The 21,981-nt window shown below is 40.7% G+C and carries 20 protein-coding genes and 5 tRNA genes; all 25 read right to left on the bottom strand.

Features of this window, described 5'->3' with window-relative positions:
* Positions 1-138: 138 nt before the first annotated feature.
* The 25 genes from rpoB to hemC all read right to left on the bottom strand — a co-directional run bounded on the left by rpoB (position 139) and on the right by hemC (position 21,939).
* Positions 139-4,227, bottom strand: coding sequence for a DNA-directed RNA polymerase subunit beta (gene rpoB / locus H2677_RS14205; protein ID WP_004957405.1), 4,089 nt, complete (start codon positions 4,225-4,227; stop codon positions 139-141).
* Between the two features lie 308 nt (positions 4,228-4,535).
* Positions 4,536-4,907 (bottom strand): 50S ribosomal protein L7/L12, encoded by a 372-nt coding sequence (gene rplL, locus H2677_RS14210; protein WP_004916934.1) that lies wholly within the window; start codon positions 4,905-4,907, stop codon positions 4,536-4,538.
* Between the two features lie 42 nt (positions 4,908-4,949).
* Positions 4,950-5,456, bottom strand: coding sequence for a 50S ribosomal protein L10 (gene rplJ / locus H2677_RS14215; protein ID WP_004957403.1), 507 nt, complete (start codon positions 5,454-5,456; stop codon positions 4,950-4,952).
* Positions 5,457-5,702: 246 nt separating this feature from the next.
* On the bottom strand, positions 5,703-6,398 hold the full coding sequence (gene rplA / locus H2677_RS14220; RefSeq protein WP_004916940.1) for a 50S ribosomal protein L1: 696 nt from the start codon (positions 6,396-6,398) through the stop codon (positions 5,703-5,705).
* Between the two features lie 3 nt (positions 6,399-6,401).
* The gene (gene rplK / locus H2677_RS14225; RefSeq protein WP_004637639.1) at positions 6,402-6,830 is read right to left on the bottom strand and encodes a 50S ribosomal protein L11; all 429 of its coding nucleotides are present in this window, start codon (positions 6,828-6,830) and stop codon (positions 6,402-6,404) included.
* 111 nt (positions 6,831-6,941) lie between these two features.
* Positions 6,942-7,475, bottom strand: coding sequence for a transcription termination/antitermination protein NusG (gene nusG, locus H2677_RS14230; RefSeq protein ID WP_004916944.1), 534 nt, complete (start codon positions 7,473-7,475; stop codon positions 6,942-6,944).
* 7 nt (positions 7,476-7,482) lie between these two features.
* The gene (secE, locus tag H2677_RS14235; RefSeq protein WP_004674339.1) at positions 7,483-7,920 is read right to left on the bottom strand and encodes a preprotein translocase subunit SecE; all 438 of its coding nucleotides are present in this window, start codon (positions 7,918-7,920) and stop codon (positions 7,483-7,485) included.
* Positions 7,921-7,996: 76 nt separating this feature from the next.
* Positions 7,997-8,072: transfer RNA gene (locus tag H2677_RS14240), tRNA-Trp, on the bottom strand.
* Between the two features lie 54 nt (positions 8,073-8,126).
* Complete coding sequence (gene tuf / locus H2677_RS14245) at positions 8,127-9,317, bottom strand: elongation factor Tu (RefSeq protein WP_004913952.1); 1,191 nt, start codon at positions 9,315-9,317, stop codon at positions 8,127-8,129.
* Positions 9,318-9,482: 165 nt separating this feature from the next.
* A tRNA-Thr gene (locus H2677_RS14250) sits at positions 9,483-9,557 on the bottom strand.
* An 11-nt stretch (positions 9,558-9,568) separates the two neighbouring features.
* A tRNA-Gly gene (locus tag H2677_RS14255) sits at positions 9,569-9,644 on the bottom strand.
* A gap of 34 nt (positions 9,645-9,678) precedes the next feature.
* Positions 9,679-9,762 (bottom strand) — tRNA-Tyr (locus H2677_RS14260).
* A gap of 53 nt (positions 9,763-9,815) precedes the next feature.
* A tRNA-Thr gene (locus H2677_RS14265) sits at positions 9,816-9,891 on the bottom strand.
* Positions 9,892-9,989: 98 nt separating this feature from the next.
* Positions 9,990-11,483 (bottom strand): anthranilate synthase component I, encoded by a 1,494-nt coding sequence (trpE, locus tag H2677_RS14270; RefSeq protein WP_212638799.1) that lies wholly within the window; start codon positions 11,481-11,483, stop codon positions 9,990-9,992.
* An 82-nt stretch (positions 11,484-11,565) separates the two neighbouring features.
* The gene (locus tag H2677_RS14275) at positions 11,566-12,258 is read right to left on the bottom strand and encodes a phosphoglycolate phosphatase (RefSeq protein WP_212638800.1); all 693 of its coding nucleotides are present in this window, start codon (positions 12,256-12,258) and stop codon (positions 11,566-11,568) included.
* A gap of 65 nt (positions 12,259-12,323) precedes the next feature.
* Positions 12,324-12,935: an FHA domain-containing protein gene (locus tag H2677_RS14280; protein WP_099949312.1), complete on the bottom strand. Its 612-nt coding sequence runs from the start codon at positions 12,933-12,935 to the stop codon at positions 12,324-12,326.
* Positions 12,936-12,998: 63 nt separating this feature from the next.
* Entirely contained in the window at positions 12,999-15,254 is a 2,256-nt protein-coding gene (gene gspD, locus H2677_RS14285) for a type II secretion system secretin GspD (protein WP_004957392.1), read from the bottom strand.
* Positions 15,255-15,295: 41 nt separating this feature from the next.
* Positions 15,296-16,144, bottom strand: a complete 849-nt coding sequence (locus H2677_RS14290) for a type II secretion system protein N (protein WP_212638801.1) — start codon at positions 16,142-16,144, stop codon at positions 15,296-15,298.
* Entirely contained in the window at positions 16,144-16,887 is a 744-nt protein-coding gene (gspN, locus tag H2677_RS14295; RefSeq protein ID WP_035336641.1) for a type II secretion system protein N, read from the bottom strand. The genes H2677_RS14290 and gspN overlap by 1 nt, the downstream gene beginning before the upstream one ends.
* A 180-nt stretch (positions 16,888-17,067) precedes the next feature.
* On the bottom strand, positions 17,068-17,394 hold the full coding sequence (locus tag H2677_RS14300) for an H-NS histone family protein (protein ID WP_004958548.1): 327 nt from the start codon (positions 17,392-17,394) through the stop codon (positions 17,068-17,070).
* Positions 17,395-17,776: 382 nt separating this feature from the next.
* Positions 17,777-18,208, bottom strand: coding sequence for an acyl-CoA thioesterase (locus H2677_RS14305; RefSeq protein WP_212638802.1), 432 nt, complete (start codon positions 18,206-18,208; stop codon positions 17,777-17,779).
* Positions 18,209-18,216: 8 nt separating this feature from the next.
* Positions 18,217-19,410, bottom strand: coding sequence for a hypothetical protein (locus tag H2677_RS14310; protein ID WP_004957381.1), 1,194 nt, complete (start codon positions 19,408-19,410; stop codon positions 18,217-18,219).
* Between the two features lie 6 nt (positions 19,411-19,416).
* Entirely contained in the window at positions 19,417-20,247 is an 831-nt protein-coding gene (locus H2677_RS14315) for a hypothetical protein (protein ID WP_212638803.1), read from the bottom strand.
* Positions 20,244-21,020, bottom strand: coding sequence for a uroporphyrinogen-III synthase (locus H2677_RS14320; protein WP_212638804.1), 777 nt, complete (start codon positions 21,018-21,020; stop codon positions 20,244-20,246). Before H2677_RS14320 ends, H2677_RS14315 begins: the two co-directional genes overlap by 4 nt.
* 1 nt (position 21,021) lies before the next feature.
* The gene (gene hemC / locus H2677_RS14325; protein ID WP_099949318.1) at positions 21,022-21,939 is read right to left on the bottom strand and encodes a hydroxymethylbilane synthase; all 918 of its coding nucleotides are present in this window, start codon (positions 21,937-21,939) and stop codon (positions 21,022-21,024) included.
* Positions 21,940-21,981 lie beyond the last annotated feature (42 nt).

Below are 21,981 nucleotides of genomic sequence, written 5' to 3' on the forward strand. Positions count from 1 at the left end.
GTGTGTCAGGAAGCTAGGCTTACCTGACTGGGTCACAAATATTGTTTTTTAACTGAACAATCCTCCCTCAACCCCTCCTTTTCTCAGGAGGGAAGCCCCCACTCTTTTTGAGTGAAAACTAGGAGGATTAATGGCTAATTAGTCACCATTTTTCAGTTCAATGTTGATACCTAAAGAACGGATCTCTTTGGTCAATACGTTGAACGATTCAGGCATACCCGGATCCATATAATGGTTTCCATCTACAATGTTCTTATAGATGCGTGTACGACCTTCGACGTCATCCGACTTCACAGTGAGCATTTCTTGGAGGGTATATGCTGCACCATATGCTTCAAGTGCCCATACTTCCATCTCACCGAAACGCTGACCACCGAATTGTGCTTTACCACCAAGCGGTTGTTGTGTCACAAGTGAGTAAGAACCAGTTGAACGTGCATGCATCTTATCGTCAACCAAGTGGTTCAACTTAAGCATGTACATGTAACCGACAGTTACTGGACGATCAAACTGTTCACCTGTACGTCCATCAAACAAGATTTGTTGACCAGAACGTGGTAACTCTGCAAGCTCAAGTAACTCTTTGATTTGTGACTCTTCAGCACCATCAAATACTGGAGTTGCCAAAGGCACACCAGCACGTAAATTACCTGCAAGCTTCAAGATCTCTTCGTCAGTTAGTGTGTCAAGCTGTTCTTGCTCACCACCCACTTTATTATAAATCTTGTCAAGGAATGAACGTAACTCGGCAATTGTACGTTGTTGTTTGAGCATTTTATCAATCTGCTCACCCAAACCTTTTGCTGCCATACCTAAGTGAGTTTCAAGAATCTGACCCACGTTCATACGCGATGGTACACCGAGTGGGTTCAATACGATATCAACTGGCACACCATTGGCATCATGTGGCATATCTTCAACTGGTAAGATGTTTGATACAACACCCTTGTTACCGTGACGACCCGCCATCTTATCACCAGGTTGGATACGACGTTTAACTGCTAGGTAAACCTTAACAACTTTCAATACACCAGTTGTTAACTCATCACCTGTAGAAAGTTTACGTTTCTTCTCAGCAAATTTTTCATCAATTTCATGGCTCTTTTCTTTCAAGAACACTTGAATTTGAGTTAAACGCTCAGCAATTGCTTCATCTGTTGGTTGGATTTCAAGTAGATCAACTAACTCTAGACCAGACAACATATCTTCTGAAAGCTTCTCACCACGTTTAGTCGAACCACCACCGTTAGATTCTTGACCTTTCAACAAACGAACAATACGCTCACGTGCTGCTTCTTCGAAGATTTTGTATTCTTCTTTCAAGTCTTTACGGTATGCATCAAGCTGAGCTTTCTCAATTGCTTGCGCACGTTCATCTTTTTCTAAACCATCACGTGTGAAGACTTGAACGTCAATCACTGTACCTTTAGTGCCTGACGGAACACGTAAAGATGAATCTTTTACGTCAGCCGCTTTTTCACCAAAGATTGCACGAAGTAGTTTTTCTTCAGGTGTTAACTGAGTTTCACCTTTAGGTGTTACCTTACCAACAAGAATATCGCCTGCAGTAACTTCAGCACCGATATAAACAATACCTGACTCATCAAGTTTAGACAGTGCAGCTTCACCGACATTAGGTATATCAGCAGTAATTTCTTCTGCACCTAACTTAGTATCACGCGCTACACATGACAATTCTTGAATATGAATCGACGTTAAACGGTCTTCTTGAAGCACACGCTCAGAAAGTAAGATCGAGTCTTCATAGTTATAACCGTTCCATGTCATGAACGCGACGCGCATGTTTTGACCTAGCGCAAGTTCACCCATGTCAGTCGATGGACCGTCAGCCAAAATATCGCCACGAGCAACTTTGTCGCCCAAGTTTACGATGACATTTTGGTTAATACATGTATTTTGGTTTGAACGTGTATATTTGATCAGGTTGTAAATATCTACACCTGCTTCACCTGCAATCATTTCATCTTCGTTCACACGAATAACGATACGAGATGCATCAACATATTCAATTACACCACCACGACCCGCGATCACACATACACCTGAGTCGCGTGCTACGTTTGCTTCCATACCCGTACCGACAAGTGGTTTGTCAGCACGAAGTGTAGGAACAGCCTGACGTTGCATGTTCGAACCCATCAATGCACGGTTTGCGTCATCGTGTTCAAGGAATGGAATTAATGACGCTGCAACAGAAACAACCTGCTGTGCAGAAACGTCCATATGTGTTACGCGCTCAGGCGACATACGTACGAATTCACCTTGATGACGTACAGAAACCATTTCTTCAGTCAAGTTGCCATCTTTATCCACTGCTGAGTCGGCTTGTGCAATGACAGTGCCTACTTCTTCAATTGCAGATAAATATTCAACTTCATCTGTCACACGACCGTCTACAACCTTACGGTATGGTGTTTCCAAGAAACCGAAGTCATTCGCTTTAGCATAGACAGAAAGCGAGTTGATCAAACCAATGTTTGGACCTTCAGGTGTTTCAATTGGACAAACGCGACCATAGTGAGTTTGATGTACGTCACGCACTTCGAAGCCTGCGCGTTCACGTGTCAAACCACCAGGACCAAGCGCAGATACACGACGTTTATGTGTAATCTCAGATAATGGGTTGTTTTGGTCCATGAACTGAGATAATTGGCTTGAACCAAAGAATTCTTTGATGGCCGCAGCAACTGGTTTCGCGTTGATTAAATCTTGTGGAGACAAGTTATCAGTTTCAGCTTGGCTTAAACGCTCTTTAACAGCACGTTCAACACGAACTAAACCAACACGGAATTGGTTTTCTGTCATTTCACCAACAGAACGTACGCGACGGTTACCCAAGTGATCGATATCGTCGACTTCACCTTTACCGTTGCGGATCTCAACTAATGTACGAAGTACATCAATGATATCGTCATGCGATAAAATACCTTCAACTTCACGCGACTTCTGATCAGTACCCACTTCGTAAGGACGACCCAAACGACGGTTAAACTTCATACGACCTACTGGAGAAAGGTCATAACGTTCAGAAGAGAAGAATAAGTTATTAAATAAGTTCTCTGCTGCTTCTTTTGTCGGTGGTTCACCTGGACGCATTACTTTATAGATTTCAACAAGCGCTTCTTCACGACCTGTTGTTGTATCTGCACGTAATGTATCTGCAATGAACGAACCACGATCGATGTCATTAGTGAATAGGATGTTAAATTGTTTAACACCACCCTCAGCCAATTTCACCATAATTTCATGGCTAAGTACGGTATTTGCAGGAATCACATCACCATTCTTAAGTGTGATGTCTTCAGCTGTAATACGCTCATATAAATATTCATCAGGTACAGAAAGCTTAGCTAAGTTAGCTGCTTCCATTTGACGTACATGACGTGCATTAATACGCTTACCTTGTTCAACGATTGCTTTACCATCATTGTCCAAGATATCAAATTGCGCCATTTCACCACGTAAGCGATCTGGAACGAGGTCAATTTGATAGCTACCCATATCAAGATATACAGGTACTTTTTCATAGAACAAATTCAAGATTTGTTCATTGCTATAATTTAAGGCACGTAAGATTACAGTCGCCAACAATTTACGACGACGGTCAATACGTACGAAAACTAAATCTTTTGCATCGAATTCAAAATCTAACCATGAGCCACGGTAAGGAATAATACGTGCTGAATACAACACTTTACCGCTTGAGTGTGTTTTACCCTTATCATGATCAAAGAATACGCCTGGTGAACGGTGTAATTGAGATACGATTACACGTTCAGTACCGTTAATAACGAAAGTACCGTTGTCGGTCATGAGCGGCATTTCGCCCATGTACACTTCTTGTTCACGAACATCTTTGATTGATTTCGTTTCACGATCTTTAATGATCAAACGAATTTTTACGCGCATTGGTGCCGCATAAGTCGAACCACGTAAAATACATTCACGCACGTCAAACTCGGGTTTACCAAGGCTATACTCAACAAATTCTAAAGCAGCATTGCCAGAATAACTTTCAATAGGAAAAACTGAACGAAATGCGGCTTGGAGACCGATATCTTCGCGATTTTTTGGAGTTTTACCACCTTGTAAGAATGTACGATACGAATCGACCTGAATCGAAAGTAAGTACGGTGCTTCCATTACGTGGGGCAATTTACCAAAATTCTTACGGATCCGTTTCTTTTCGGTATATGAGTATGCCATCTGGAGTCCTCGGAAAGTAAACTAAGCCCGCCTGCAGAACGGGCCTAGAAGGAATTACGCAGGCCGATATGGCCACCACTGTTTACAAATGCTGCAATTTTTAGTGGTATCAAAACGCTTAACAATATTTTTATAAGCAAAAAAATATTGGTAAGCATTTGATTTTATTTGTTTTCTATAAAAATCTGCACGAAATATGCAAAACTAACAAAAAACGAGCCGATTATTGTAACGCAAAAAGGCTGATGACCCAAGAGCCATCAGCCATTTTTTGGAGCCGATTATAAAAAAATCGACTCCCTACAGAATTACTTAAGTGTAACTGTAGCACCAGCTTCTTCAAGCTTCTTCTTAAGCTCTTCGCCTTCTTCTTTAGAAACAGCTTCTTTAAGAACAGCTGGAGCGCCTTCAACAAGGTCTTTAGCTTCTTTAAGACCAAGACCAGTAGCTTCACGAACTGCTTTAATTACAGCAACTTTGTTAGCACCGAAAGAAGTCAACTCAACGTTGAATTCAGTTTGCTCTTCAGCAGCAGCAGCGCCAGCGCCTGGAGCAGCAGCTACAGCTACAGCAGCAGCAGATACGTTAAATTTTTCTTCGAAAGCAGAAATTAATTCAACAAGTTCAAGAACTGTTTTTTCAGCAACTGCGTTTAAGATTTCTTCGTTTGTTAAAGCCATGAGAATAACTCCAAATGGATATTGAATGGTGTGAAAATAGGATTAAGCTGCTTCTGACTCGTTTTTCTCTTTGAGCGCTGTAATGAGGCGACCCAATTTCGAAATAGGAGCTTGAAGAACAGACGCAAGCATAGTAAGCGCTTTTTCTTGGTTCGGAAGATTTGCAATAACGCTAACTTCAGCACCTTGATAAACCTTGCCATCAAATGCAGCAGCTTTAAGTTCAAATGCTTTGTTAGTTTTCGCAAATTCTTCGAACAAGCGTGCAGCTGCACCCATGTCATCTTCAGAAGTAGAGAAACCGAGAATGGTTGGGCCAACAAGGTTGTCATTTAAGATATCGAATTGAGTACCTTCTAATGCGCGCTTAGCCAAAGTGTTACGAACGATACGAGTCGTCACACCTAACTTACGAGCTTCAACACGAAGTGTTGTTAATTGCTCTACGCTTGAACCTTGATAGTTAGCCACAACAACAGAAAACGCTTTAGAAGCAACTTCGCTTACTTCTGCAACGATCTGTTTTTTGCCTTCGATAAGAAGAGCCATTGTAAAACCTCCTAACGGTGATTTATGCATCTATACAGACGCACTCCCAATTCGTAAGCCTTTCGACTTACACGTGGAGGAGGAACAAATCACACCACCACGTCTACTCAGGCTGGTAGATTAAGAAAAATGTTCGAAAACACTTCTCACCTGAGGTCTTTGACGCTGATAAATATTCATTTATCAATTCAAAGTTTGCTCAAACTCTTTAAAAAAAAGAGTCTGAGGCTTTAAAATTCTGTCTAATTACTTAGAAACGTTGTTTACGTCAACAGTAAGACCAGGACCCATAGTTGAGCTTAAAGTGATCTTTTTAACGTATACACCTTTAGAAGTAGCAGGCTTTAATTTTTTCAAGTCTGCAATTAAAGTTTCAACGTTTTGACGTACAGCTTCTTCGCTAAAGCCAAGCTGACCGATCGCAGCGTGGATGATACCCGCTTTGTCAACACGGTAACGTGCTTGACCAGATTTAGCATTTTTAACTGCGTTAGCAACGTCTGGAGTAACCGTACCCACTTTCGGGTTTGGCATTAAACCACGTGGACCAAGAATAGTACCAAGCTTACCAACAACGCGCATTGCATCAGGAGCAGCAATTACTACGTCAAAATCAAGGTTTCCACCTTGAATGCTTTCAGCAAGATCATCAAAACCAACGATATCAGCGCCAGCAGCTTTCGCAGCTTCAGCAGCAGCACCTTGAGCAAATACTGCAACACGTACAGTTTTACCTGTACCTGCTGGTAAAGTAGTCGCACCACGAACAACCTGATCAGATTTACGTGGATCTACGCCAAGGTTTACAGCGATATCTAAAGATTCTTTGAACTTCGCAGCTGGAAGGCTGTTAAGAACTTGTACTGCTTCTTCCAAAGTATAAACTTTGTTTGCTTCTACAGCAGCAGCAATGGCTTTTTGACGTTTAGTTAACTTTGCCATGTCTTATAGCTCCACTTCCAAGCCCATAGAACGTGCAGAACCAGCAATGGTACGCACACGAGCGTCTAAATCAGCACCAGTTAAATCTGGTTCTTTAGTAGTCGCAATCTCTTCTAATTGAGCACGAGTCAACTTACCAACTTTAGTTTTGTTAGGTACAGAAGAACCCTTTTGAATACCAGCAGCTTTCTTAAGAAGAATAGATGCAGGTGGAGTTTTCATGATGAAAGTGAACGACTTATCGTTGTACACAGTAATCACGACAGGAATTGGCAAACCAACTTCAAGTTTTTGTGTAGCAGCATTGAATTCTTTACAGAATGCCATGATGTTTACACCACGTTGACCTAAAGCAGGACCAATTGGTGGAGATGGATTCGCTTTACCAGCTGGAACTTGCAGCTTGATATAGCCGTCAATCTTCTTAGCCATTGAAATTACCTCTGGGTACAGACGCCGTTAGGCTCCCCAAAAAAATAAGTAATGCCGAAACATTACAACAACAATGCCCGATCAAATCGGGCGCTTTTCAAACAACTGAAATTAAACTGTTTTTTCGACTTGTCGAAATTCAAGTTCAACTTGAGTTGGTCGATTAAATACATTAATCGTCAACGTTAAACGTGACTTTTCGTACTGAACTTCCTCCACGACTCCTTTAAAGTCAGTGAACGGACCATCAATAACGAGCAATTCTTCACCTGGTTCAAACATCGTCTTAGGACGCGGCGCTTCACCAGTATTACGTACACGAGCAAGAATCGCATCAGCTTCACGTTGTGTGATTGGCGCTGGTTTTTCTGGCGTACCGCCGATAAAACCAAGAACCTTTGGACATTCTTTTACAATGTGCCAAGTATCATCATTCATTTCCATTTCGACTAACACATAGCCTGGAAAGAATTTACGTTCAGATTTACGTTTCTTACCATCCTTCATTTCAACTACTTCTTCAGTAGGAACTAGGACTTCACCAAAGCTGTCAGCTACCGTGCTACGTTGAATACGTTCATTAAGCGAACGCAACACTTGTTTTTCAAAGCCTGAATAGGCATGAATAATATACCAACGTTTCATGGCGCTCTTACCCGATAATTAACTTAATAAACCAACCTAACCCATAATCAAAGCACCACAACACTAGAGATGCAATAATTACTACCAAGAGCACCTGCCACGAAGTGGTGATCGTCTCTTGTTTCGTCGGCCAAGTCACTCGACGCAGTTCAATTCGTGCATCTTGCAACAAGCGCACAAAGCCTTTACCTTGATGGGTGGCGTATAATAAACCTAAAGCGACAACGATACAAGCCAAAATTACCCCAACGCGCACCCAAATATCATTTGCAGGTGCCCAATAGGCAGGTAAATGCTGATTTACCAATGCAGAACCGATTAGCAAAGCAATAGCAACCAACCACAGGACAGCATCCAATGGCGAACCTGAACTTACAACTTCTGCATTATTTCTTTGAGGGATTGGCGCGTCGCTTAATGCGTCACGCGATTTATCATTCGACATTTTTTTACTCGTCGTTGAATTCGCGACTTATTATATGACAACTTAGCCAGAATCAAGCTTTTTTATTTAAAAAAAGTGGCAGGCCAGGAGGGACTCGAACCCCCAACATTCGGTTTTGGAGACCGACGCTCTACCAATTGAACTACTGACCTATTAAGCAAATCGAAAGCCGAAGCTTCCGATTTGAGTGTAACACAGTATTGGGCTTATGCAGTTACTTTAGCAACAACACCAGCACCTACAGTACGACCACCTTCACGGATCGCAAAACGTAGACCTGGGTCCATTGCGATCGGGTGGATTAACTCTACTGACATTTCTACGTTGTCACCAGGCATTACCATTTCTACGCCATCTTGTAATTTGATCGCGCCAGTTACGTCAGTTGTACGGAAGTAGAACTGTGGACGGTAACCGTTAAGGAATGGAGTATGACGACCACCTTCTTCTTTAGAAAGTACGTATACTTCTGCATCGAATTTAGTGTGCGGCTTGATTGTACCTGGTTTAGCAAGTACTTGACCACGTTGTACGTCTTCACGCTTAGTACCACGAAGTAAGATACCACAGTTCTCACCCGCACGACCTTCGTCAAGAAGTTTACGGAACATTTCAACGCCAGTAACTGTAGTCGTTTGAGTATCACGGATACCAACGATTTCAACAGACTCACCAACTTTGATGATACCAGCTTCTACACGACCAGTTACTACTGTACCACGACCAGAGATAGAGAATACGTCTTCGATTGGCATCAAGAATGCTTTATCGATTGCACGCTCTGGTTCTGGGATGTAAGAGTCAAGCGCTTCTACAAGTGCAAGAACAGAAGCTTCGCCGTAAGGACCGTCGTTACCATTTAATGCTTGAAGAGCTGAACCGCGGATGATTGGAGTGTCATCACCTGGGAAGTCATAAGTAGAAAGAAGTTCACGAACTTCCATTTCTACTAATTCAAGTAATTCCTCATCATCAACAAGGTCACACTTGTTTAAGAATACGATGATGTAAGGTACACCTACCTGACGAGAAAGAAGGATGTGTTCACGAGTTTGTGGCATTGGACCATCAGTCGCAGCACACACAAGGATCGCGCCGTCCATCTGAGCAGCACCAGTAATCATGTTTTTAACATAATCGGCGTGGCCCGGGCAGTCTACGTGAGCGTAGTGACGGATTGGAGAATCGTATTCTACGTGTGATGTATTAATTGTAATACCACGTGCTTTTTCTTCAGGAGCAGAGTCGATTTGTGAGTAATCTTTCGCTTCACCGCCGTAAGTTTTTGCACAAATTGTTGCAATCGCAGCAGTTAAAGTTGTTTTACCATGGTCAACGTGACCAATTGTACCCACGTTTACGTGTGGTTTATTACGTTCAAACTTAGCCTTAGCCATTTGATTTTCCTCGTTTACGTCGACACCAGTTTAGAGAAAAACAACCCTGAAAAACTTTCTTTATCGACATTCGCCTAAAAAACTAGACACCTAATACTTGAAAAGCAGACTATAATAGCCTGCTTCTTTTTAAATCTTTGTAGAAATTCTACCAAGTTGTATATCTGGAGCTCTTATCGAGATTTGAACTCGAGACCTCTCCCTTACCAAGGGAGTGCTCTACCACTGAGCTATAAGAGCGATCTCTTCGATGGAGCGGGAGACGAGGATCGAACTCGCGACATGCAGCTTGGAAGGCTGCCACTCTACCAACTGAGTTACTCCCGCGCGTTGGTACTTAACCACTTCAATCGAAGCTAGATGGTGGTGAGAGAAGGATTCGAACCTTCGAAGCTTTCGCAACAGAGTTACAGTCTGCCCCCTTTGGCCGCTCGGGAATCTCACCATATCACACTTACACAGTGCTGTTCTTCACTCTAACACTCTACTACATTAAGATGGTGCCGGCACACGGATTCGAACTGTGGACCTACTGATTACAAGTCAGTTGCTCTACCAACTGAGCTATGCCGGCGTTTCTTAGTGTTTCGTACGTTTCGTATCGGAACGGTGTGCAGTTTAGCAAAACTCTCAGGCTATGCAAGCAGTTTTTTTATAAAAACTGCGAAAAACTCATAAAATCAAACCATTTGATGATAATTCAACCGCTTTGATCACTGCGCGAGCTTTTATTTGGGTTTCATTCCATTCTGATTCTGGATTTGAGTCTGCAACAAGCCCTGCTCCAGCTTGCACATATACTTTTTTATCACGAATCACACAGGTACGAATCGCGATCGACATATCCATTTCACCATGCCAACCCAAATATCCAACAGCACCACCAAATACACCACGCTTAACTGGTTCTACTTCATCAATGATTTCCATTGCACGAATTTTAGGTGCACCCGAAAGTGTGCCCGCAGGGAATGTTGCTTTAAATACATCAAGTGCATCGATATCATCTCGAACCTCACCCTGAACATTTGACACGATATGCATCACATGTGAGTAGCGCTCAATCACCATACGATCAGTGACTTGAACCTTACCAATCTTTGAAACCCGACCAACATCATTTCGTCCAAGATCAATCAGCATTAAATGTTCTGCAATTTCTTTTTCATCAGCCAATAAATCCTGCTCTAAAGCCAAATCTTCTTCTTTGGTTTTACCACGTGGTCGAGTACCTGCTAAAGGACGTACTGTTGCGATACCATTCTCCAAACGAGACAAAATCTCAGGAGATGAACCAACAATATGAAAAGGCTTCTGATCCGTCAGTGTTTGTCCTTGCACCAAGAATAAATAAGGTGAAGGGTTTAAATGACGGAGTGCGCGATAAACCTGTAATGCTTCACCATCAAAATCAGAAACCATACGCTGGCCAGGTACCACCTGCATCACATCACCGGCACGAATGTACTCTTTTACCTTTTCAACGGTTGCAAGGAACTTCTCTTTACCTGTAATAGATTCAAAATGAGGAGCAGAATGCGGCTTTGCTTGCAGACTTACAGGTGTTGCAAGTAATTGTTCAAGTTGATCTAATTTTTGTTGTGCCTGTTGATAGGAATTTTCTTGACTCACATCAGCATGATGAATCAAAAATAACGTATCTTTCAAATTATCAAAAACAATAACTGTTTTAGATAGCATTAACCATAAATCGGGTAAAGACACAGGGTCGGCTGTTGGTACATTTTTAAGTTTAGGTTCAATATAACGAACTGCATCATAACCAAGATAACCAACTAAACCACCAGTAAAACTTGGTAAATCAGGCAACTCATTTTGAGTCGGCACTTTAAATTGTTTTTGAAAATCACGTATATATTGGAATGGATCACTACATTCTTGTTGAATAACAGAACCATCCAACTGTTGAATAGTCAAGATTCCTGCATTGCAAGAAAAAACTGTCGACTCTCCCAACCCAATCATGGAATAACGCGCCCAGTTCTCCCCACCTTCAACAGACTCAAACAAATATGCTTGTTTGTGTTCTTTGAAGCGCGCGAAAACAGAAAGCGGAGTTTCGGTATCCGCTAAACGTTGACGGTATACAGGAATAGTGTTGTAGCCTAAAGATTTTAACTGTTCGAATTGTACTAAGGTCGTCATGAATATTCTCTATGGTTTCGATTTAATCTGCGTTTAGTTTTAATGCTGCTTTAATCCCGCCATCGAAAAACCATACTCATTTTCATGCCCTTCTCCTCACCTGATCTTCATCTACCAATTCTGCCAAACTGTCTATCACTTGTTGTGGTTGGCAGTCATAGATACTTTCTCCATGATTATAGCCATAGCTGACCACAATACAATCTATACCTGCACGTCTTGCCGCTTCAACATCATTACTTGAATCGCCAATCATCAAGGTTTCAGAAGCCAGAGCATTTTGCTGCCGCATACAATGTAACAATGGCAACGGATGTGGTTTGCGCTCAGCTAAACTATCACCACCAATTACCATTTTAAAATAAGCACTCAATCCCAAAAGATCGAGAATACCTCGAGCCAAGTGTTCAGGCTTATTGGTTACACATGCCATCGTTATTTGATGTGTTTGACAATACTGTAAAAATTCCAACACCCCTGCATATACTTTCGTGTCGACACATAATTCCTGCGCATAAATTTCAACAAATGTATCAAGTAAATGATTGAGTTGCTCTGGATTAGCATCTCCAAATAAATGATCAAGCACCGTTTCACACAACTTTGCAGCGCCTTTTCCAACCCAAGCTCGAATCTGCACTTCCGTGACTAATGGAAATCCTAGTTTTTCCAAACTGAGATTCATCGCACGGTACAAATCTGCTGCAGAATCAACAAGTGTTCCATCGAGATCAAAGAGAATAAGGCTACGACGCTCTAACTGTGCAATTAGCATAAATTTACTCGACATAAAAAAGGCATACGCTCATGGTATGCCCTGATTGTAAAAGCTTCGCGTAATTATTTAAAGAACAGCCAAGCAATCACAGCCAAAATGATCAGCACGATAATTGAAATCAAACCTACAGATGCATTTTTCTGTTGCTCAACTTCTTGTGCCACTCGTGATACAGGCTCTTCAAATGGAATAGGTTGTTGCTCTAAAGTCGACTGCACATCAACACCTTGTGGTATCGGCGCAGGCTTTGGAATCGCAACTTGCTGCGGCATTCCATCACGACTAATTGGAGTTTCGACAGCACGTTCAGCTATACTCGGCATACCTTGGTCGTGTGATGTTGATGGCACTGGCTCTGCTTCAATTTCAGGCAATTCAGCATCAACAGGTGCAAGTACAGAAAACATAAAGCTCGCAAATTGCAAAATATCCCCATCATGCAACTCTGTTTCTTGTTCAATTTTCAAATCATTGATAAATGTGCCATTTGAAGAATTCAAATCTTGAACCCAAAGCTGCTGATCTTTCAACAACAAGGCAGCATGTCGACGAGAAATATCAGCAGATTGCAACAAAAGGTCAGCATCTTGATGACGACCAACTAACATATCACGCTCTACGCTAATCTCTTGCCCCGTAAATTCACCCGTAATGGCTTGTAGTTTCCAAGTCATAGATGCATATCCTTATAAAATTTCTCTCAATTTTAACATTGTGACATAAGGTCTTCTGTGCATCTACTGTGAAGATGCCGAACGAATCGTCGTAGTTGTCACTGTATTCTTACTACGCTCAGTCGATTTTGCTGGCAGCTGAATAGATTGCTGTTGTACCTGGGGTTCTATAGTCGCTACAGGTGTAGTGACGACACTACTTTGATTTTGTGTTGCTGTTGGAACCTTTTGATACGGTGACGTAGTATTTAACGGTTGTTGACGATAAATATCAGCCACATTTTCAGGTAACTTAGCAAAATTACCATTTTTATCCATAGCTAGCTGCAAGCTATAAAGCTGATTGTAACGTTGTTGAGAAATTCGACGCACATCATCCGAATCACCAACAATCGTTGGGTGAATGAAAACCAAGAGATTACGTTTTTCATTGGTTTTACTGTCTGCACGGAATAATCGACCAAGATAAGGAATATCGCCTAAGACAGGCAATCCTTGTCTCGAATGGATTGAATTGTCGGAAATCAAACCGCCCAGAACAACCGTTTGACCATGATCAGCTAAAACCGAAGTTTTGATGGCACGCTTACTGGTCACCAAATCAGTTGCTTGACCGCGACTTTCCTGTACAGCAGAGACTTCTTGCTCAACCTCTAACCGAACAGAACCACCTTCACCAATATGCGGTACAACTTTTAGCGTTACACCCACATCCTTACGCTCAACAGTAGTGTATGGATTTACACCTGTACTATTAGTCGTCACAGAACCTGTTACGAATGGTACATTTTGACCCACAACAATATAGGCTTCCTCATTATCCATCGTCACAATAGATGGTGTGGAAAGAAGGTTGGATTTCGTGTTACTTTTTAGCGCCTGAATCAATGCACCATAAAGCTTACGCGAACCATTCGCACCCTCTTTATAGTCACCCACCACAATCGAAGAACCAGCCCCAATTGCAGAACCCAAACCAGCCGCTCCACCTGTCAGATATCCAGCAGCTAGTTTTGATAAACTAGACCCAACATTAGTAAAGTTTATTAATCCAATACCGCTACTTATATCACCTAATGCCCACTGAACACCCAATTGATCTGCATCATCACCAGCAACTTCAATAATTGCCGCTTCGATCAGCACCTGTTGACGACGTATATCTAATTGCTGAATCGCTGCCTCAATTTCACGCATTAATTGAGGATCCGCTTTAACTACCAATGCATTCTGCGTACTGTCCGCAATAATGCTAACACCATTTCCATTAAAGCTTGAAACACCTGCATTTTGATTATTTGAGCCGCTATTCAAATTAATTGAAGGCGTGGAAATCGAGGAAGATGATCCAGATGTTGAATTTGAGCTTTGATTGTTTGAAACAAGATTATTGATTGGATTATTTGATGAACCTGCATTATTTGATGCTGAAGACGATGAAACCGATTGACCTGTGACTAAGCCTTGCAAAATTTCAGCTAAGTTTTTTGCACTGGCGTATTTCAAACGAAAAACCTTCAAACCGCCCAAACGATCTGCTGAAGGCACATCTAACATTTCGATCATTTGACGTAAACGTTTACGCGAATCAGGATCACCCTTAATCAAAATGCGATTAGTCCGATTATCCGCAATGATGCGTACACGTGAGCCAATAAAATCTTTAGATGCACCCGTTGCACTCATCGTTTCTAGCAAACCAATGATTTCTTCCGCTTGGCTTGATTGCAAACTAATCGCTTCAATATCATTCTGACCTGTGCCATCAAGATTACGCACAATATTTTCTAACTGATAAATATTTGCAGCACGATCAGAAACAATCAACGCATTTGTTCCTGCTACAGCAGCTAAATGCGCGAATTGTGGCATCAGAGGACGAAGTGCAGGAATCAAATCATTAGGGTTGGTATTTTGCAGCCAAATCACACGTGTAACGATTTGGTCTCCACCCGCACGACTGCGTGAATCATATGGGATACCAGAATTTTTCACATTGCTATCAGGAACAAGTTTTACAGTATTTCCCGATGGTAAAGCCACAACACCGTTAACATTCAAAACACCTAAAAATAGGTCATAAACCTCATCTTTATTTAAAGGCTTATTTGAAATCACCGTGACGTTACCACGTACACGAGGATCAACCGCAAAGTTTTTCCCCGTAATATCTGCAACTTCATTAATAAATGCTGTTAAGTCCGCATCACGTAAATTGATCTTCCATGTTTGTGCTTGCACATGGGTACTGATTGACGCGGCTAAAGGTGCTGCGGCAAGTAATGCCCAAAGTGGACGTTGATGATTTAAAAAAGCCATAACCTGCACTTATTCCTAACTTATGTGGTGACGTGTTATCACTAAAAACTTTGTTGTATGGTCATCACTTGATCACCACGTTTTATTTCTATTTTGGCATGCCCTTCACGACGTACTTGCTCTAATAATTGTACTTCGCTTAGCCCTTGCCCAACAGTTTGACCATTAATCGACAGAATACGATCACCTGAACGCAAACCTAATGTGTTTTTCAAGTTCGATGGTGTTCGATCAGAGATTTCATAACCATCTGAACCGCCGCCGGTCACACCCATATTTTTTAAATACTGCTCTCGATTATCTTGCATCTGCTGTATGGCTTGACCTAAAGCAGATTGCGGAGAACTTTGAGAAGGTGCCTGAGGCTGCATTTGAGTTGACTGATTATTCATACTCTCATTTAAAACGGGTGCTATCGGTTGATATAAGCCGTTTTCAAGACCTTTGAATTTAACTTCTCGTGTAGCACCATTTCCTTGCCTAAGAATCACATGATCCCAATAAACCTCTGCAAGTTGGTAGGACGTTGAGCCAATCGTCTCACCGACACGATAACGTTCAGCAACATCATTGAGTTTAATGACAGCAGAGGATAAATAACTTGGATAACCTAGCAAAACACCCTGCAACTCTAAATTAACATTATCTTGAGCAGAAACTGCTGCGGGTTCGTTAAATAATGCAAACGAACTAATGTTGGGTACTTGAGCTTGCTGCGAACCCAACTCAACTCGATCAAACTGCATCGGCTGCGGTGGTGCGACAACAAACCAAAATAAGGAAGCCAACTTCCAACATAGCCATAGCACTAATATTACCAACACCAACGCACCTAGCTTGTCTAACTTCTGCCATCTCAATTGTTGAATCTTTTGAGCAAATTGTTTCATCAGAAGCCACCCTGCATGAGTGGTTGACGTGAGCTAATCACGTAAGTGTCTAAACCAGCTTTTCCTTCATATGATGGAATATTCAAAAGCATTCGTTGCGTCAATTGCACATCAAGCATCAAACTAGGGTCTAAACTTAGATTTGCCATTTTTTGACTGCGCTGATCACGTACATCTACTTGTAGCTGACCATTTTCATCTTTTATTTCAGCCATTAATGAAGGCATATTCATACGATCTTGACGTTGACCGAACGTATAATTCAATTCACCACCACCCCAGTTTAGCTGCCCTTCCGCAGCACTAAATCCTTTTTCTTTTTGATAATTTAACTGAACATCTTTTAATTGAATCGCGTTCTCAGGCCACTGCCAATTTGCAAAATACTTTAAGGTTTCAGGTGAAACTTCACCTTGAAGATTCTTGATCATGATTTTTTTACCAAAACCATAACCAAAAACACCATTAAATTGGGTATTTCCACTGTGTATATCGAGATTTGCACCAACACGTAATAACAATAAATCTAGAGGTCTAGTTTTCCAATGGACAGTTCCTCGTAATTGACCACGCTGCCAATCCGCCTGCCCCTGCCAGATATTGCCACTAACATTATGTAATATTTGATTATCTTTAGAAAACTTAGCAATTAACCATGTTGCTGGAATTTGTAAAATAATAAAAATTAAGAATGCAAAAACGGCGAAAACCCACCATCTCCATTGTTTTGTTTTTTTCTTCATTCCACCCTTACCAACACGCAAAATATCATCCTTGTCGAGACACTCGCCCTCTGATTGACATTATGCATACTTTTTCAACATCGCCAATTCTCTCATATAAAAAAACCAAGCTTTTTAAGCCTGGCTTTTTAATAAAGGATAAAATCACCTTATGACAATACGATGACTTTAAAACTTGACTTAGATTAAGAAATCTTCAAGTTTTGCACCTTTCTCTAATTCTGCAACTAACCAACGAGGTTGCTTACCGCGACCTGTCCAAGTTTCTTCTGCATTATTTTTATTACGGTAACGCGGCTCAACAGCTTTACGGGTTGTTTTCTTACGTTTTTGCTCACCAAGCTCCAAAAGCTCTTCCACACTGTATCCAACGTTTTCAGCAATCGCAATAATTTGATTATAAGCATCTTCAATTGCTTGATCTTTTTTGCTTGCAATTAAAGCTTCAGCTTCAGCTTGCAAACGCTTGAGATCTTCAACAGATAAATCACTAATATCTGGTTTCATTAGAACCACTCCAACTCAAAAGGGAAATATATCACTCAAAAAATAAAATGAATTAAAAATTCAACTCAATATTAATTTATATGTAATTAGATAATCAATATTAAAATAGTCAACTTAATCACAGCATTCACTTAAATCAGCTATTATTTACAATAAAACAAAGAAACTTTGTTCACATCAAATATTACAGCACATTTTACCATTCTTTTAACTTCGTATTTTATTGTTATTATTTCTTAAAATATCAATTCAAAACCCACCTTAAAATAAACTTAATCTAGATTTATAAGTAAGCTTTATTTTAAAAAATTTATTGAATTGCACCTCGATACAACTCAATAAATATGACTTAGATAAAATTATACATAACTGTCTTTACATATTATTCAATATGATGCCCAACACTTGATTCCAACGTTATAATACGATTACGAATCTCGGTTGGTATATTAATTTTCTTTGAATCATGTTTGCCAACACACACCATGACTGCCTCACCAGTTGCAACCACTTGAGCTTGATCACGACTCCATAAAACATAATGCATTCTAAACGCACTATTTCTTAACTCTTCAATTCTTGCACCAATATGCAGCACATCAGGATAAAATACTGGGCTTAAATATTTACATTGACTCGAAGCAACAACCGTCAATATAACCTCATCGAATATATTTAATTTCATTAAATAAGCAATTCGTGCACTTTCAATATATCGATAATATTGAACATTATTTACATGTCCAAAAGCATCCATATCCCCCCATGCAACAGTTTGCTCAAGAATTACTGGATAGACAGACAGCTCTTTCATTATTTCACTCATATCTTAAAGTTAAGAAAATTAACATCATTTTCAAAGATTAAATTCAACTGTCTGATTAAATCAGAATCATCACCCAAGGTGGATTTAATCCTTAAATAACTCATTAAAATATTATCAGGATATAAATCCAACAATTGTGCTGCTTCAGTCTGGCGATCTGTCGCCATAAATATATGCCATTTTGCAAAAGCCAGCATTGGAACGCTGGTATATTTTTGCTCCAACTCCATAATTCGTTGTTCAACATAAGCATAATCAGGAATTTGCTTAAGTAGCTGTTGTTGAAACCACAAATAAAATACTTCAGGATCAAAATGCTCTTGCAATAGATGTAAGGCAAGCTCCTCGTGCTGAACACTCATTTCAGGCATTCGAGCCAATAATTTTAACCAAAGTACTTTACTGGTATACGGCCGTGCTTTGATTTCTGAATGCAGCATCATGTAACGTTGTTGAAGTGCACCTAAATCATCGACAGTAGCTTGATCAAATTGAATTAATAATTGCTGCAACCAAAGATCACGATGTTCTGCATCTAGCAGCCCATGTTGAGTACTTTGTAAAAACACCCATGGCCTTTGTAAGGCCAATTTACCCCACAAACTGGTTATTTTTTGCTGATATGCCGTTTCAATTTCGCTTAGCCAAGGGGATAGTTGATGCTGTGCGAGAAATTCCAAATGTGTAAGTGCTTTTTCTGTTTCTTGTCGCTCTAGAAAAATATCCACTCTAAGCAATTCAGCAAGTTCAAAAGCCATAGGGGCTGACTTTTCTAGATTCATCAATGCCGTTTCATAATCACCATTGCGATAATCAAATTGAGCATCAACGATATTACTCAGCAAACCTGACTGTGTGAAAACACGCTCAATGAACACTTGCTGATCTTTGGCAGCATCTAATAACCAAACGATGCCAAGCTGCTCATAAGGATGTAAATCTTTAAATCGAAGAATTGTATCTTTCTGTCTTTGCTGTTGTGCGAGATATCTTTTTGCTAACAACCATCCTGCCTGAGCGATGAAGCTCACAAGAATAAAGCAGGTTACTAATCCCCAAAAGCTACTTTGAAACTGCCAGTCCCGCCAATAGATATAAGCGTAACCACTACCGTAACCATAGCTAAAGACTGAAAAAATAGCGAATAAGCTAAGGATTGCAAGGAAATATATCTTCAATAAATGCTTCATATCGGACTACCCTAGCAAACCGAGAGTCGTTAGTTTCGGAGCAGGAACGACGGGAAGATTAAGCATTTTCTCCACACGTAGTTTCATTTGCTGACTACTACGATCTGGCAAATCCTCTAAAAGTAGCATAACTTCTTGCATTGACTTACGATATTCAGTGGCTTGATTTAGATGTAATGCTTGCTCTGCAAGTAATAATCTTAATTGAGCCTCTTTTAGTAAGATACTTCGTTGGATTAAGTCTGGTGGAGTGCGTTGCACCTTTTCAAATTTGAACCATTGCCACCATGAACGCTCACTGTTTTTCTGCAGTCGAATATCGGGTTTCTGCATTTCTTGCTGAAGCTGCTGATCTAAATACTGCAACAACGTATCAAACTGCTGACGCTGCTGAGTTTGCAGCAATACATATTGTTGAATGTTTTGCTTATCTTGTTCAATCGCTTTGATAAGACCATGCTGCAATGCTGGTGAAACTTGATGTTGAGCCATTTGTTGTTGCAACTGATTCAACTGTTCTAGCGCAAAAATGAATTGTTGCTGATCTACCGCAAACTGCACTAATTGTAGTTTTTGCTTGATCACAACGGCGGGAGCAATACCATCAATCGTTATCGGTGTAGTTACAAGTTTATTAGTGGTATTTGAAGTGTTTTTGTCTTGCAGTTGTCGTTGTAAACCGACTAATTGGTCATTTAACAAAGAGTATTGTTGTTGTGATTCAACCAATTGCTGTTGAAGCTGAGGAATTGTTTGAGAATATTGCGCAACATCATAACTGAGTTTCGCCAACCATACTAAACCCAGAACCAATATGAAATAAGCAATTTTTCTCATGATTGTCCTTGCCAGCCTTGAATAGAATGAATAATTTCTAATGGTGCTAATGTTTCTAACTGAATATATTTCAATATAGAATCTACTTGATTTTGCGTTTGACACAATACCTGAGCTAAACGCTCACCAAGTACTAAATAAATACAATCCAACTCTTTGCTAATCTGTGCGGTGAGCTGCTGCCAGTTTCTCCAACTTGCTTCACTACTAATCAACACAAAAACTGGTTGTTGCGATACCAATTGAGATACGAGTTTAGGAAATTTAGTCAAACTTAGTTCAGGGCATTGGCGACGATAAAGGATAAAGTTGAGAATATTAACGCCTGTTTGTTGCAAATGTTGCATCATAAATTGACGTCCGCCATGCCCACGCCAAAAGGCGACTGTATTTAAGTCAACACGTTCTCTAAGTATCGGTAGCTGCAACATCCCTTCTGAACTTTCCACATCAGGAACAAGACTATCAATCCCAAAGGTTTTTAGCGCTGCTGCTGTGGCTTGCCCAACCGCGATCCATTGAATATGTTTAAGTTGATCTAAATCAATCCCACTATTCTTGAGATGCAGCATGCCAATCTCAACAGCAGTTGGACTGACAACAACGATCACTTGCGAAGCCTTGAGTTGATCATACAACTGCATCAAATCTACTGTAAATGGCTCAGCAACCAACTCAAGTAAGGGCAAGGATTCAACCTGTATCCCCTCTTGAATCAGAGCTTGATTTAATGAATGTGCTCGATCTTCAGGGCGCGTATTGATGAATAACATTTTAATATAAAGCTTTCAGTAGCTCACCTGCACCCTGTGCCAATAATTTTTCGGCTAAAACCACACCCAATCGCTCTCCCTCATCCAATGCTCCTGACAATTGTTCTTTTAATAGCGTCTTTCCATCTACACTACCGACTCGACCTTCGATATGAAGTTGATTTTGAGTAATTATCGCATAACCAGCGATCGGAACTTGGCATCCGCCTTCAAGATAGGCATTAAATGCACGTTCTGCACGTACACAAATTGAAGTTACTTCATGTTGAAGAGGAGAGATTAATTCCAGTAATTCTTGATCATCTGCACGACATTCCAAACCCAAAGCACCTTGCCCTACTGCAGGCAAACTCAATGTAGGTGCGAGGCAATGGCGAATCCTCTCTGCCAAACCTAAGCGTTTTAAACCTGCGCTCGCTAAAATGATCGCATCATACAGTCCATCATCGAGTTTAGATAAACGTGTTCCTACATTACCGCGTAGATCAATAATTTCTAAATCAGGGCGTTGCTGAAGTATCTGACATTTACGGCGTAGACTTGAGGTCCCTACTTTCGCACCATGTGGTAACTCATCAAAATGAGCATATTGATTCGATACAAAAGCATCTAGAGGATCTTCGCGTTCACAGATCACTGCAAGTGTTAAACCTTCAGGTAAATGCATCGGAACATCTTTCATTGAATGTACAGCTAAATCAGCACGCCCATCCAATAGTGCTGCTTCCAACTCTTTTACAAATAAACCTTTACCACCAATTTTTGCCAAAGGTGTATCTAAAATTTTATCACCTTGGGTTACAAACTTAACCAATTCAACCGTTAAATCAGGATAAAGTTCATTTAAACGAGCACGAATATGCTCAGCTTGCCAAAGTGCAAGAGGACTTTGTCGAGTTGCAATTTTTAGAGTTTTCATAAATCTAAGTTAAGTATTGATCAAAGCAATTGCTCCAAACTT

The organism is Acinetobacter junii, from assembly GCF_018336855.1.
Classification (GTDB): Bacteria; Pseudomonadota; Gammaproteobacteria; order Pseudomonadales; family Moraxellaceae; genus Acinetobacter; species Acinetobacter junii.